The organism is Pseudomonas sp. AF03-9 (assembly GCF_020515815.1).
Classification (GTDB): Bacteria; Pseudomonadota; Gammaproteobacteria; order Pseudomonadales; family Pseudomonadaceae; genus Aquipseudomonas.
In genome coordinates this window covers 96,212-109,540 of sequence record NZ_JAHPJF010000005.1, presented here as the reverse complement: position 1 = coordinate 109,540, position 13,329 = coordinate 96,212, and the positions used below count along the sequence as shown (strand labels likewise).

Genomic DNA, 13,329 nt, shown 5'->3' with positions numbered 1-13,329 from the left:
TTTGACAGCGCAGCAATTCAACAGGTTAGAATCGCTGGCACGCAGACTGCATGGTCAGTTTGCGCCCCGTCTTGTTTGCCCATGGAGTACTGCCTTTGAATGCGACGACCATCAACAGCCTGTTCTTGATCGGCGCGTTGCTGGTGAGTGCGAGCATTCTGGTGAGTTCTCTTTCGTCCCGCCTGGGGATTCCGATCCTGGTGATCATCCTGGCCGTAGGCATGGTTGCCGGTGTCGATGGCGGCGGCATCATCTTTGACAATTACCCGACCGCCTACCTGGTGGGCAACCTCGCACTGGCCGTGATCCTGCTCGACGGCGGCTTGCGCACTCGGGTGGCGAGTTTCCGCGTGGCACTCTGGCCGGCATTGTCGCTGGCCACGGTGGGGGTGTTGATTACCACCGGCCTCACCGGCATGGCCGCAGCATGGCTGTTCGACCTCAATATCATCCAGGGCTTGTTGATTGGCGCGATTGTCGGCTCGACCGACGCCGCCGCCGTGTTCTCGCTGCTGGGCGGCAAGGGCCTCAACGAACGGGTGACCGCCAGCCTGGAGATCGAGTCCGGCAGCAACGACCCGATGGCGGTGTTTCTCACCGTCACCCTGATCGACATGCTCGCCAGCGGCCAGACCGGCCTGCACTGGAGCCTGCTGACCCACCTGGTACGCGAGTTCGGCATCGGCGGCGTCGTCGGCCTCGGGGGCGGCTGGCTGATGCTGCAAATGGTCAACCGCATCAACCTGGCCACCGGCCTGTACCCGATCCTGGTAATCGCCGGCGGCCTGTTCGTCTTCGCCGTGACCAACGCCCTGCACGGCAGCGGCTTTCTCGCCGTGTACCTGTGCGGCCTGGTGATCGGCAACCGGCCGGTGCGCAGCCGTCATGGCATTTTGCATATGCTCGACGGCATGGCCTGGCTCGCACAGATCGGCATGTTCCTGGTGCTGGGCCTGCTGGTCACGCCCCATGACCTGCTGCCGATTGCCCTGCCGGCCCTGGGCCTGGCGCTGTGGATGATCCTGTTTGCGCGGCCGCTGTCAGTGATCGTCGGCCTGCTGCCGTTCAAGGCGTTCCACGGCCGCGAAAAAGCCTTTATCGCCTGGGTAGGCCTGCGCGGCGCGGTGCCGATCATTCTCGCAGTGTTCCCGCTGATGGCCGGCCTGCCTCACGCGCAGCTGTACTTCAACCTGGCGTTCTTTATCGTGCTGGTCTCGCTGCTGGTGCAGGGCACGAGCCTGCCGTGGGTGGCCAAGCTGCTCAAGGTCACCGTACCACCGGACCCGGCGCCGATTTCCCGCGCGGCCCTGGAAGTGCACGTCACCAGCGAGTGGGAGCTGTTCGTCTACCGCCTGGGTGCCGAGAAATGGTGCATCGGCGCCGCCCTGCGCGAGCTGAAAATGCCCGAGGGCACGCGGATCGCCGCGCTGTTCCGTGGCCAGCAACTGCTCCACCCGTCGGGTAGTACGGTGCTGGAAGTCGGCGACTTGCTCTGCGTGATCGGCCACGAACACAACCTGCCGGCCCTGGGCAAACTGTTCAGCCAGGCGCCGCAACGCGGCCTCGACCTGCGCTTCTTCGGCGACTTCGTCCTCGAAGGCGACGCCCAGCTGGGCGCGGTTTCCGCCCTGTACGGCCTGAAACTGGAAGGCATCGACCCGGACATGCCGCTGAGCAGCTTCATCACCCAGAAAGTCGGCGGCGCGCCCATCGTCGGCGACCAGGTGGAATGGAACAACACCATCTGGACCGTCGCAGTCATGGACGGGAACAAGATCGGCAAAGTGGGCGTCAGATTCCCCGAAGGAAGTCGCCCGGGCCCCGGACTCTTCCTCTAAACTGCGGGGCGACAACACCCCCGATTCTTCACCTTGCTCGACCGGTCTCTATGCCAATCCTGCGCTCGTTTCTCGCCACTGCCCTGCTGGGCCTGACCCTTTGTGTCGGCACCGTTCACGCGGCCGACCCGCCCAGCGCCGACGCCATCCAGCAAACCCTGGACAAGCTGCCCGACCGCAAGCTGCCCGACGCCGACATGAAGGCCTTGCAGACCATCCTGCAACAGACCCTGACGTACCTGGGCAACAAGCAGGATTACGAGCAGCGCCTGGTGGACCTCAAGCGCCAGCTGGGCGATGCGCCGCGCCAGACCGCCGAAAACCAGCGTGAACTGACCCGGCTCAAGGCCACCAAGGTCATCCCGGTGGCCCAGCGCTACGCCAGCCTGCCGGTGCCGCAGCTCGAACAATTGCTGGTGCAGCGCACCACCCAGCAAGGCGACCTGCAAAAAGAGCTGGCCGACGCCAACAGCCTGAGCATCGCCGCCCAGACCCGCCCCGAGCGCGCCCAGACCGAAATCAGCAACAGCCAGACGCGCATCCTGCAGATCAACTCGACCCTCAAGGCTGGCAAAGACAACGGCAAGACCCTCAGCGCCGACCAGCGCAACCAGCTCAACGCCGAACTTGCCTCGCTCAACGCGCTGATCCCGCTGCGCCGCCAGGAACTGGCCGGCAACAGCCAACTGCAAGACCTGGGCAACAGCCAGCATGACCTGGTGATGGAAAAGACCGCGCGCCTGGAACAAGAGATCCAGGACCTGCAAACCCTGATCAACCAGAAACGCCTGGCACAGTCGCAACAGACCGTCACCCAGCAATCCATCGAAGCGCAGAAAGCCGGGGGCAGCAGCCTGCTGGCCACCGAAAGCGCGGCCAACCTGAAGCTGTCCGACTACCTGCTCAAAAGCACCGACCGCCTCAACGACCTGACCCAGAAGAACCTGCAGACCAAGCAGCAACTGGACACCGTGACCCAGAGCGATGCCGCCCTGGACGAGCAGATCAACGTGCTCAAGGGCAGCCTGCTGCTGTCCAAGATCCTCTACAAACAGAAGCAGGCCCTGCCGCGCCTCACCGTGGACCGCGACTTGGCGGACGACATCGCCAACATTCGCCTGTACCAGTTCGAGGTCAACCAACAGCGTGAGCTGATCAGTTCCCCGAGCGCGTATGTGGATAACCTGCTGGCGAACCAGTCGCCGGAAGACGTCACCCCGCAACTGCGCCGTACCCTGCTGGAACTGGCGATCACCCGCAGCGACCTGCTGGAGCGCCTGAGCCGTGAGCTGAGTGCGCTGCTGAATGAATCGATCACCCTGCAACTCAACCAGAAACAACTGCTGAGCACCGCCACCACCTTGCGCGCGACGCTGGATGAGCAGATGTTCTGGATCCCCAGCAACAAGCCGCTGGACACCGAGTGGCTGGAAACCGTACCGGCGAACCTGAGCAAGCAAATCACCACCCTGCCCTGGGCTTCCAGCGTCAGCGAGTTGTATGACGGCCTGACCCAGCGGCCGCTGCTGTTCCTGCCGTTGCTGCTGTTGATCGGCGCGCTGCTGTGGCGGCGTAAAAACCTGTATCAGCGCCTGAACAAAGTCCATCAGGACATCGGCCACTTCAAGCGCGACAGCCAGTGGCATACGCCCCAGGCGATCCTGATCAATATCCTGCTGGCGATGCCGGTATCCCTGGGCCTGGCGCTGTGCGGCTATGCCTTGCAGATCGACGCCCGTGGGCAAAACGCCAATCTGGGCGCTGCGCTGTTGCAGATCGCCCAGGCGTGGATGGTGTTCTACACCGCCTATCGCATCCTGGCGCCCGGCGGCGTGGCGGAGCTGCACTTCCGCTGGGAGAAACCCCAGGTCGAGTTCCTGCAAGGCTGGGTGCGCAAACTCGGCCTGGTGGTACTGGCCCTGGTGGCCGTGGTGGCCATCGCCGAGCACCAACCGGCGGCGCTGGCCGACGATGTACTGGGCATCGGCGTGGTGTTGCTGTGCTACGCCTTGATGGCCTGGCTGCTGGGCCGCCTGTTGTTGCATAGCCCCGCGCACGAAAAGGCCTCGCTGTTCCGCAAAGCCGTGGGCGTGCTGTTTACCGCGCTGCCCATCGCACTGTTTATCGCCGTGTGCTTCGGCTACTACTACACCGCGCTCAAGCTCAGCGACCGCTTGATCAACACCCTGTACCTGCTGATGTTCTGGCTGGTGATCGAAGCCACTTTCGTCCGTGGCCTGGGCGTTGCCGCACGGCGCCTGGCCTATGCCCGCGCCCTGGCCAAACGCCAGGCGGCCAAGGAAGCCGGCGACGGCGAAGCGGTGATCGAAGAACCGACCCTGGACATCGAGCAGGTCAACGAACAGTCGATGCGCCTGATCCGCCTGGCCCTGCTCGGCGGCTTCATCGCGGCGCTGTACTGGGTGTGGAAGGACCTGATCACGGTGTTCTCCTACCTGGACAACGTGACCCTCTACGAATACACCAGCGGCACAGGTGCCAATATCAGCATGGTGCCCATCAGTATCGGCGACTTGCTGGGGGCGTCGATCATTGTCGGCATTACCTTTGCCCTGGCACGCAACCTGCCGGGCTTGCTGGAAGTGTTGGTGCTGTCCAAGCTGGACCTGGCCCAGGGCAGCGCGTACGCAACCACCACATTGCTCTCCTACGTGATTGCCGGCGTCGGCTTTGTATCTACGCTGTCCACCCTCGGCGTGAGCTGGGACAAGTTGCAATGGCTGGTGGCGGCGCTGTCGGTGGGGTTGGGCTTCGGCATGCAGGAGATCTTCGCCAACTTTATCTCCGGCATCATGATCCTGTTCGAACGCCCGGTACGGATCGGCGACACCATCACCATCGGCAACCTGTCGGGCACGGTGAGCAAGATCCGCATTCGCGCCACCACGATCACCGACTTTGACCGCAAGGACATCATCGTCCCGAACAAGACCTTCATCACCGGGCAGTTGATCAACTGGTCGCTGACCGACACCATCACCCGTGTGACCCTGAAACTGGGCGTGGACTACGGCTCGGATCTGGATCTGGTGAAGGAATTGCTGCTCAAGGCCGCCCGGGAAAACCCACGGGTGCTGAAGGAACCGGAACCTCATGTCTACTTCCTCAACTTCGGCGAAAGCACCCTCGACCACGAACTGCGCATGCACGTGCGCGACCTCGGTGACCGTAACCCGGTGATCGACGAGGTGAACCGCTTTATCAACCGCGAGTTCAAGAACCACCACATCAACATCTCGTTCCGCCAGATGGAGGTCTACCTCAAGAACCTCCACGGCCAGGAATACAAACTGGTGGAAGTCGACAGCCCGGCCAAGCCCGCCAATGACGGCGGCGTCATCGAACCGCCGCCGAGCAAACTCGACTAACCGCGCTATCCCCAGCAGAATGCTCGGACATTCTGCTGGAGATGGCCGGTGAAAGCCCTCGACGAACTGACCTTCGACAATCGCTTCGCACGCTTGGGCGACGCGTTCTCAACCCACGTTTTGCCCGAACCCCTCGATGCCCCCCGACTGGTGGTCGCAAGCCCTGCCGCCATGGCGCTACTCGACCTCGACCCGGCCGTGGCCGAAACACCGGTGTTCGCCGAACTGTTCGGCGGGCACAAGCTGTGGGCAGAAGCGGAGCCGCGGGCGATGGTCTATTCCGGGCATCAGTTCGGCGGCTATACCCCGCAACTCGGTGATGGGCGGGGCTTGCTGCTGGGCGAGGTGTACAACGCCGCCGGCGAGCACTGGGACTTGCACCTCAAGGGCGCCGGGCAAACGCCCTACTCGCGCATGGGCGATGGGCGTGCGGTACTGCGCTCTTCGATTCGTGAATTCCTCGCCTCTGAAGCGCTGCATGCGCTGGGCATCCCGAGCAGTCGTGCACTGTGCGTGATCGGCTCCGACACCCCGGTGTGGCGCGAGAAACAGGAACGTGGCGCGATGGTCTTGCGCATGGCGCCCAGCCACATCCGCTTTGGGCATTTCGAATACTTTTACTACACCAAAAAGCCCGAGCAGCAGGCGCTTTTGGCCGAGCACGTACTGAATCTTCACTACCCTGAATGCCGCGAACAGCCTGAGCCGTATCTGGCGATGTTCCGTGAAATCGTCGAGCGCAACGCCGAGCTGATTGCCAAATGGCAGGCCTATGGCTTCTGCCACGGGGTGATGAACACCGACAACATGTCGATCCTGGGCATCACCTTCGACTTTGGGCCGTTTGCCTTCCTGGATGATTTTGACGCGCACTTCATCTGCAACCATTCGGATCATGAAGGGCGTTACTCCTTCAGCAACCAGGTGCCGATCGGCCAGTGGAACCTGAGCGCATTGGCGCAGGCGTTGACGCCGTTTATCAGTGTGGATGCATTGAAAGAAGCGCTTGGCCTGTACCTGCCGCTGTATCAGGCGAACTACCTGGACTTGATGCGCCGCCGGCTGGGCCTCACCACCGCTGAAGATGACGACCAGAAACTGGTGGAGCGCCTGCTGAAGCTGATGCAGAACAGCGGCGTGGATTACACCCTGTTCTTCCGCCGCCTTGGCGATGAGTCGGCGGCGCTGGCCGTGGCGAAGCTGCGTGATGATTTTGTCGACAGGGCCGGGTTTGATGCCTGGGCCGACCTGTACAAGGCCCGCGTTGAACGGGACGGGGATTACAGCCAGGAACAGCGCCGCGAACGGATGCACGCGGTGAACCCGCTGTACCTCCTGCGCAACTACCTGGCGCAGAACGCCATCACCGCTGCCGAGTCCGGGGACTACAGTGAAGTGCAGCGGCTGCATGAGGTGCTGAGCAAGCCGTTTGAAGAACAGCCGGGGATGGAGCAATACGCGCAGCGGCCGCCGGATTGGGGTAAACATTTGGAGATTAGTTGTTCGTCGTAACCTTTCAATTACTGTAGGAGCCCTCATGTCCAACCCTCTCGTCATCCCCTGCCCTCACTGCAACGGCCTCAACCGCATCCCCGGCGAACGCCTGGGCGACGCGCCCAAGTGCGGGCGCTGCAAGCAGCCAGTCTTACTGAGCAAGCCTTTCGAGCTGAAGCAAGGCGACTACGCCAGCCAGATCAAAGGAGACTTGCCGCTGCTGGTGGACGTGTGGGCCAACTGGTGTGGGCCCTGCAAATCCTTTGCGCCGGTGTTTGAGCAGGCGGCGGGGCAACTGGAGGGTAAGTGCCGGTTGGCCAAACTGGACAGTGAGGCCAATCAGCAGCTGTCGGCGCAGTTGGGGATTCGTTCGATTCCTAGCTTGATCCTGTTCAAGAACGGCCGCGAAGTGGCGCGCCAGAGCGGGGCGTTCCCGTTGCCGCAGTTGATGGCCTGGCTGCGCAGCCAGGGCGTGTAACTCGGTCGAAATGTGGGAGCTGGCTTGCCTGCGATGACAGTGTTGAATTCACTACAGCTATCGCAGGCAAGCCAGCTCCCACATTGATCGCATTGCAGGTTCAGGCCAGTGGGGCTTCGCGGTCCATCATCTGGCCGACCAGCAGCACGCCCAGTTCGCTCAATTGGTGGATCGCCAAGGCCACGTCGCGGTGTTCGCCGGTGAGGTCGTTGGACAGGTTGAGCAGCAGGGTGCGCACGGAAGAGAAGGTTTCGTAGCTGTTGAGCACGAGGGTTTCGGTGGGGAGGTTGGGGGTGACGCAATAAACATTAGCCATGGATCGTCTCCTAAATGGAGCTGCAACCGACCGCTACTAAACAGAGGGTGGCAGCTGTACGCAGGTTAGTAGACCGGGAGACGCAACCGGCGCGCTCGAAAGCGCCCTCCGTACAGCCACCATAAAATGGAGAATTGCTGTACGCCTCAACACGGGCTACTAAACCCGATCACTGAACATTCAGCGACCGGCGAACCTTAAGAGACACCCCTCCAGACGCACAAGCCGGCGGATTCTGGCGTACGCGTAGGCAACGATACAAGGCTCATGCCCTATTGCCAGACCTGTCCTACAGCCTCTGTGGGACAAATCCAAATCCCTCTGCCGGAATGCAAAACAAATGTGGGAGCGGGCTTGCTCGCGAATGCGGTGGGCCAGTCAAAATATTTGTGACTGATACACCGCATTCGCGAGCAAGCCCGCTCCCACAGGGATTTTCAGTGATCTGTCAGATCAGGCGTTTTCCAGCAGGTTATGCAACTCCACAAACTGCTGGGTCAGCTTGTGCCGTGGGTCCAGGTGGATCAGCGGTTTGCTCTCCTGGTGCGATTCGCGCATACGTACCGAACTGGCCAGGTACACCGGCAGCACCAGCAGGCCCTCGGCAATCAACTCGTCGAGCATCTGCTGCGGCAGGCTCGCCCGGGCCTGGAACTGGTTGACCACGATGCCTTCCACTTCAAGGCCTTCGTTGTGGTCTTCCTTCAATTCTTCGATTTCCGCCAGCAGGCCGTACAGGGCCTGGCGCGAGAAACTGTCGCAATCGAAGGGGATCAGTACGCGATCAGCGGCAATCAGCGCTGAAACCGCATAAAAATTCAGGGCTGGCGGTGTGTCCAGGTAAATCCGGTCGTAGTCTTCGCTCAGCTCGTCCAACAACTTTCGCAGCTTGTTGATCTTGTGCTTGGCCTCAAGCTTGGGCTGCAAGTCAGCCAGCTCGGCGGTGGCGGTGATCACGTGGAGGTTATCGAAGGGGGTTTCGTAGATGTCCACCTGGTTTTTCTTGGAAAACGGCCCGGAAGACAGGGTCTGCTTGAAGAAATCCGCGATCCCCATGGGGATGTCGTTGCCGGTCAGCCCGGTAAGGTACTGGGTTGAATTGGCTTGTGCATCGAGGTCCACCAACAGGGTTCGATAGCCTTCGCTGGCGCTGACTGCCGCCAGGTTGCAGGCGATGCTGGACTTGCCCACACCGCCTTTCTGATTGAACACCACACGCCGCATGGAAAAACCTCCGTGTATCAATGAATGTCCGAGTGTAGAGGGCAAAAGCGCCTGTTAGCTACCTCGTTCATCCATGCATTGCTGCATCACGGGCGATTGGCGCGCGGACTGTCATCCATCGCCGACAAATGAAACAGAACGAACCGACAATCCAACCGGACCTGCGGTAACGGACAATCTGTAAATCTTTCCAACACATTTGTAATCAGCCTTGAACAATTCATTACCAAAGTTTGCTAGAACCCCACGGCACCGGGATAATGCGCGCCATTCGGCCATTGCTCCCTGTCCCGGTATTCGGGGCCAACGGCCGCACATGGAAGCCCGCAGGGGCGGGATAACCTCTCAGTGATCAATTTCAATATCGCCCAATGGCGTGCCTGGGCCCCAGGTCTCGACAGCGCGCAGGACTGGCACACCTGGTGCCAGGCCCCGGTGTTGCTGCCAGCCAGCGAAGCCTCCCCCGACGTGTCGTTCCTGCCGGCCATGCAGCGCCGTCGCCTCAGCCGCCTGGCGCGCATGGCGTTCAGCGTCGGCTGGCCATTGGCCGAAGGCCTGCAGGATCTGCCGCTGGTGTTCATCTCCCGGCATGGCGAAACCCCGCGCACCCTCGACATCCTCAGCGACCTGGCCAACGACCAGCCCCTGTCGCCGACCCAGTTCAGCCTGTCGGTGCATAACGCGGTGATTGGCCTGTGGTCGATCCTGCGCAATGAAACCAGCGAAATGACCGCCCTCGCCGCCGCTGGCGATGGCCTGGAGCACGGCGTGCTCGAAGCCGCCGCGCTGCTCAACGAAGGCGCCCCGGCGGTGTTGCTGGTGATCACCGAAGAACAGCCGCCCGCCGCCTACGCCAGCTGGATCAAAGACGTGCCATTCCCCTACGCCCTCGGTCTGTTGCTGACACCGGGCGACGAGTGGCAGCTGGAACTGCACACCGGCACTGTCCAACCCACTCAAACCCAGTGGCCCCACGCCCTGAACCTGCTGCGCACCCTGCTCACCGAGCAGGGCGCCTGCCAACATGCCTGGAAGAACCGCGTATGGAACTGGCAACGCAAGTAATGACCGACAAGCCACGGCAGGCCTACTACTGGCGCCTGTTCGCGACCGCCATCAGCTTCCTGACCTTTGGCATCGGCGGCCTGTGCCTGCGTTTGCTGGTATTCCCGCTGCTCAGTTGCCTGCCGGGCGATGCCAAGCAGCATCAACGGCGCGCCCGCCACACCATCAGTTGCCTGTTCTGGTTTTTCATTCGCCTGATGTACCGCCTGGGCATCCTCACCTACAGCGTCGAAGGTGCGGAAAAACTCGGCCGCCCAGGCCAGATGATCGTCGCCAACCACCCGTCGCTGATCGATGTGGTGTTTCTGATCGGCCTGATGCGCCAGACCAACTGCGTGGTCAAGCAGAGCCTGTTCCAGAACCCGTTCATGCGTGGCCCGGTGCGCGACGCGGGCTACATCAGCAATGACGGCAGCGCCGACATGCTCGACGCCGCCGCCGACGCCCTGCGCGACGGCCAGACCCTGATCATTTTCCCCGAAGGCACCCGCACCACACCCGGTGCCGCGCCCGCCTTTCATCGCGGCGGCGCCGCCATTGCCCTGCGCGGTGCGACAATCGTCACCCCGGTGGTGATCAAGGTCAGCCCCACGACCCTGACCAAGGCCGAACCCTGGTATCGCATCCCAAAACGCCGCTTTCACTTCAGTTTGCGCGTGGGTGCCGATATAGAACCACAGGCGTTCGCCACACTGGGGCCCGCGCCCCAGGCTTCACGCAAGCTCAACGATTACCTGCACGACTATTTTATTAAGGAGCTCGCCGAAGATGAGCAACCGAGACACACGCCTTGAGCAAGAAATAAAGGCGCTGATCATCGAGGCCCTGGGCCTTGAAGACATCAGCGTCGACGACATCGGTAGCGACCAAACCCTGTTCGGCGAAGGCCTGGGCCTGGACTCGGTAGACGCCCTGGAGTTGGGCCTGGCGATCCAGAAAAAGTACGGCATCAAGATCGATGCCGACGCCAAGGACACCCGCAATCACTTCACCGACGTGGCCAGCCTTGCGGCGTTCGTCACGGCCCGACAGGCAGCTTGAGACCGTACCATGCAAACTCGTGACGATATTTTCAACACCTTGCGCGATGCCCTGGTGGAACTGTTTGAACTGGAGCCGGAACGCGTCACCCTTGACGCCAACCTGTACCAGGACCTGGAAATCGACAGCATCGACGCGGTGGACTTGATCGACCATATCAAGCGCCAGACCGGCAAGAAAATCGCTGCCGAAGAGTTCAAGGCGGTGCGCACCGTGAACGACGTGGTTGAGGCGGTGTACCGTCTGGTCCAGCCCGCCGCATGAGCCGACTGATCGGCCTTGGCCTGTTGTTGGCGGGGCTGCTGTACCCCTTTGCGGTGTATTACGGCACCGAGCACTTTGCACCGTGGCAATTCGGCCTGCTGTTGGGCAGCCTGTGGCTGTTGCGCGCAATGACCGGCGCGCGGCGTCCCGGCAGCCGCTGGATGGCCTTGGCGGTGATCGTGTTCTGCCTGCTGTTGGCCTGGTTTGACAACCCGCACTTGCTGCGCTGGTATCCGAGCCTGGTCAGCGCATTCATGCTGGCGCTGTTCGGCCTGAGCCTGAAATACGGCCCGCCGATGGTCGAGCGCCTGGCGCGCATGACCGATCCGCAACTGCCACCCCACGCGATTGTGTATACGCGCCAGGTCACCGTGGTCTGGAGCGCGTTTTTTCTATGTAATGGCCTGCTCGCCGCCGCCCTTACCCTATGGGCGCCACTGAGCTGGTGGACGTTGTACAACGGCCTGATCGCCTACGGGTTGATGGGGCTGTTGTTTGCCGTGGAATGGCTGGTACGACAAAGGGTTCGAGGCCGCGTATGAATGGGTTGAAACTTGAGCAGTTGCTGCTTGAGCCGCTGGAACAGCGTCCGGTCACGACCGAACCTGCAATGAATCACGCCCAGCTGTGGGAGCAGTCCCTGAGCCTGGCCGCGGGCCTGCAAGCGCGTGGTATCCAGCACGTCGCCGTGCACCTGGAAGACGCCGGCCTGCTGGCGATCGCCCTGCTGGGTGCCTGGCGAGCCGGTGTCGGCGTACTGCTGCCCGCCGACTTGCAACCGCAAACCCGCCAACGCTGGGACGCAGCCGTCGACGCCTGGTTGACCGAAGTCGCGGACCTCGACGCCCTGTATCAGGCGCCGTTGAGCGCTGCGGCGCTGGATCTGGACACCTGTCAACTGAGCCTGTGCACCTCCGGTTCCAGCGGCGAACCCAAGCGCATCGACAAGACCCTGCGCCAACTGGCCAACGAAGTCGACGCCCTGGAAACCCTGTGGGGCGCAGACCTGAAAGACGCCTGCATCATCGGCAGCGTCGCCACCCAGCATATCTACGGGTTGCTGTTCCGCGTGCTGTGGCCCCTGTGTGCCGGGCGTACCTTTGTGCGCAAGCAACTGGCCTTTCCCGAGGACTTGCAGCGCGCCAGCCGCGAACACCCACAATTCGCCTGGGTTGCCAGCCCGGCGCTGCTCAAGCGCATGGGCGACAACCTCGACTGGCCGGCGCTGAGCCAGGTAGCGCGGGTGTTTTCCTCCGGCGGTGCCTTGCCCATCGAGGCCGCTGGCGAGTTGTACGACCGCTTGCAGCAATGGCCGACGGAAATCCTCGGCAGCTCGGAAACCGGCGGCATCGCCTGGCGCCAGGGCGCACAGCCCTGGCAGCCGTTCGCCGACGTGGCGCTGAGCCAGGACGCCGACGGTGCCCTGCGCATCGCCTCGCCCTATTTGCCCGCCGGGCATGTCGAACAGACCGCCGACGCCGCGCGCATCCATGCCGATGGCCGCTTCGAACTGCTCGGGCGCCTGGACCGCATCGTCAAGCTGGAAGAAAAACGCATCTCCCTGCCCATGCTCGAACAGGCGCTGATGGCCCACCCGTGGGTCGCCGAAACCCGCCTGGGCGTGGTCCAGGAAAACCGCGCCTCCCTCGGCGCGCTGGTGGTGCTGAGCGCCGAAGGCCTGCATGCCCTGCGCAATCAAGGCCGTCGTGCGCTCACCCAAGCCCTGCGCCAGCACCTGAGCCAACACTGCGAAGCCTTGGCGCTGCCGCGTCGCTGGCGTGTGCTGCGCCAGTTACCCCTCAACAGCCAAGGCAAACTGCCCCAGGCCCACGTCGAGGCGTTGCTGCTGGCCCCACGGCCAAAAGCCCCACAAGTGCTGGAACAAATCGAAGCCGACGGCGAATGGACCTTGCAACTGAGCATCCCGCCGGACCTGGCCTACTTCAGCGGCCACTTCCCGCTCACGCCGGTATTGCCGGGCGTGGTGCAGATCGAATGGGCGTTCAACCTCGGCCAGCAACTGCTCGACCTGCCCGCGACCTTTGCCGGGATGGAAGTGCTCAAGTTCCAGCAACTCGTACGGCCGGGCGACCACATCCAACTGCACCTGCGCTTTGATCAGGAGCGCAGCAAGCTGTACTTCGCCTACCGCAATGGCGAGGCGGCCTGCTCCAGTGGGCGGATTTTGCTGGAGAAACCAAGTGAATAAGCTTCTGTGGG

The 13,329-nt window shown here is 62.4% G+C and carries 12 protein-coding genes; 10 read left to right on the top strand and 2 right to left on the bottom strand.

All coding sequences use genetic code 11. The features are described from left to right. The first annotated feature begins 95 nt into the window (after nt 1-95). Genes LIY36_RS09885 through trxC form a run of 4 tightly spaced genes read left to right on the top strand, consistent with a single transcriptional unit; the run spans nt 96 to nt 7,199 of the window. Complete coding sequence (locus LIY36_RS09885; protein ID WP_192298311.1) at nt 96-1,838, top strand: potassium/proton antiporter; 1,743 nt, start codon at nt 96-98, stop codon at nt 1,836-1,838. Nucleotides 1,839-1,888: 50 nt separating this feature from the next. Further along, nucleotides 1,889-5,227, top strand: coding sequence for a mechanosensitive channel MscK (mscK, locus tag LIY36_RS09880; RefSeq protein ID WP_226455561.1), 3,339 nt, complete (start codon nt 1,889-1,891; stop codon nt 5,225-5,227). A 48-nt stretch (nt 5,228-5,275) separates the two neighbouring features. Further along, nucleotides 5,276-6,739 carry a protein adenylyltransferase SelO gene (gene selO, locus LIY36_RS09875; protein WP_226455560.1) on the top strand — a complete coding sequence of 488 codons (1,464 nt, stop codon included), beginning with the start codon at nt 5,276-5,278 and terminating at the stop codon, nt 6,737-6,739. Between the two features lie 25 nt (nt 6,740-6,764). Beyond that, the gene (gene trxC, locus LIY36_RS09870) at nt 6,765-7,199 is read left to right on the top strand and encodes a thioredoxin TrxC (protein ID WP_226455559.1); all 435 of its coding nucleotides are present in this window, start codon (nt 6,765-6,767) and stop codon (nt 7,197-7,199) included. A gap of 100 nt (nt 7,200-7,299) precedes the next feature. On the opposite strand, the gene LIY36_RS09865 is transcribed toward trxC, so the two are convergent. Both LIY36_RS09865 and LIY36_RS09860 read right to left on the bottom strand, forming a co-directional pair. After that, nucleotides 7,300-7,515: a DUF6124 family protein gene (locus tag LIY36_RS09865; protein ID WP_192298315.1), complete on the bottom strand. Its 216-nt coding sequence runs from the start codon at nt 7,513-7,515 to the stop codon at nt 7,300-7,302. Between the two features lie 453 nt (nt 7,516-7,968). Then, complete coding sequence (locus LIY36_RS09860; protein ID WP_226455558.1) at nt 7,969-8,739, bottom strand: ParA family protein; 771 nt, start codon at nt 8,737-8,739, stop codon at nt 7,969-7,971. A gap of 348 nt (nt 8,740-9,087) precedes the next feature. Here LIY36_RS09860 and LIY36_RS09855 point away from each other — a divergent pair, with 348 nt between their 5' ends. The 6 genes from LIY36_RS09855 to LIY36_RS09830 are packed head-to-tail and all read left to right on the top strand — an operon-like array spanning nt 9,088 to nt 13,318. Further along, nucleotides 9,088-9,804, top strand: coding sequence for a beta-ketoacyl synthase chain length factor (locus LIY36_RS09855; protein ID WP_192298316.1), 717 nt, complete (start codon nt 9,088-9,090; stop codon nt 9,802-9,804). Then, on the top strand, nt 9,783-10,598 hold the full coding sequence (locus LIY36_RS09850) for a lysophospholipid acyltransferase family protein (RefSeq protein ID WP_226455557.1): 816 nt from the start codon (nt 9,783-9,785) through the stop codon (nt 10,596-10,598). Before LIY36_RS09855 ends, LIY36_RS09850 begins: the two co-directional genes overlap by 22 nt. Beyond that, complete coding sequence (locus LIY36_RS09845) at nt 10,573-10,845, top strand: phosphopantetheine-binding protein (protein WP_192298318.1); 273 nt, start codon at nt 10,573-10,575, stop codon at nt 10,843-10,845. The genes LIY36_RS09850 and LIY36_RS09845 overlap by 26 nt, the downstream gene beginning before the upstream one ends. A gap of 9 nt (nt 10,846-10,854) precedes the next feature. Continuing rightward, the gene (locus LIY36_RS09840) at nt 10,855-11,109 is read left to right on the top strand and encodes an acyl carrier protein (protein ID WP_003209389.1); all 255 of its coding nucleotides are present in this window, start codon (nt 10,855-10,857) and stop codon (nt 11,107-11,109) included. Next, complete coding sequence (locus tag LIY36_RS09835; RefSeq protein WP_226455556.1) at nt 11,106-11,651, top strand: hypothetical protein; 546 nt, start codon at nt 11,106-11,108, stop codon at nt 11,649-11,651. Before LIY36_RS09840 ends, LIY36_RS09835 begins: the two co-directional genes overlap by 4 nt. Further along, nucleotides 11,648-13,318, top strand: a complete 1,671-nt coding sequence (locus LIY36_RS09830; RefSeq protein WP_226455555.1) for an acyl-CoA synthetase family protein — start codon at nt 11,648-11,650, stop codon at nt 13,316-13,318. Before LIY36_RS09835 ends, LIY36_RS09830 begins: the two co-directional genes overlap by 4 nt. Nucleotides 13,319-13,329: the final 11 nt, after the last annotated feature.

Excerpts from the sequence above, each read along its gene's own strand:
- mscK (WP_226455561.1), top strand. The coding sequence starts at position 1,889 with ATGCCAATCCTGCGCTCGTTTCTCGCCACTGCCCTGCTGGGCCTGACC.
- trxC (WP_226455559.1), top strand. The coding sequence starts at position 6,765 with ATGTCCAACCCTCTCGTCATCCCCTGCCCTCACTGCAACGGCCTCAAC.
- LIY36_RS09865 (WP_192298315.1), bottom strand. The coding sequence starts at position 7,515 with ATGGCTAATGTTTATTGCGTCACCCCCAACCTCCCCACCGAAACCCTC.
- LIY36_RS09860 (WP_226455558.1), bottom strand. The coding sequence starts at position 8,739 with ATGCGGCGTGTGGTGTTCAATCAGAAAGGCGGTGTGGGCAAGTCCAGC.
- LIY36_RS09850 (WP_226455557.1), top strand. The coding sequence starts at position 9,783 with ATGGAACTGGCAACGCAAGTAATGACCGACAAGCCACGGCAGGCCTAC.
- LIY36_RS09845 (WP_192298318.1), top strand. The coding sequence starts at position 10,573 with ATGAGCAACCGAGACACACGCCTTGAGCAAGAAATAAAGGCGCTGATC.
- LIY36_RS09840 (WP_003209389.1), top strand. The coding sequence starts at position 10,855 with ATGCAAACTCGTGACGATATTTTCAACACCTTGCGCGATGCCCTGGTG.
- LIY36_RS09835 (WP_226455556.1), top strand. The coding sequence starts at position 11,106 with ATGAGCCGACTGATCGGCCTTGGCCTGTTGTTGGCGGGGCTGCTGTAC.
- LIY36_RS09830 (WP_226455555.1), top strand. The coding sequence starts at position 11,648 with ATGAATGGGTTGAAACTTGAGCAGTTGCTGCTTGAGCCGCTGGAACAG.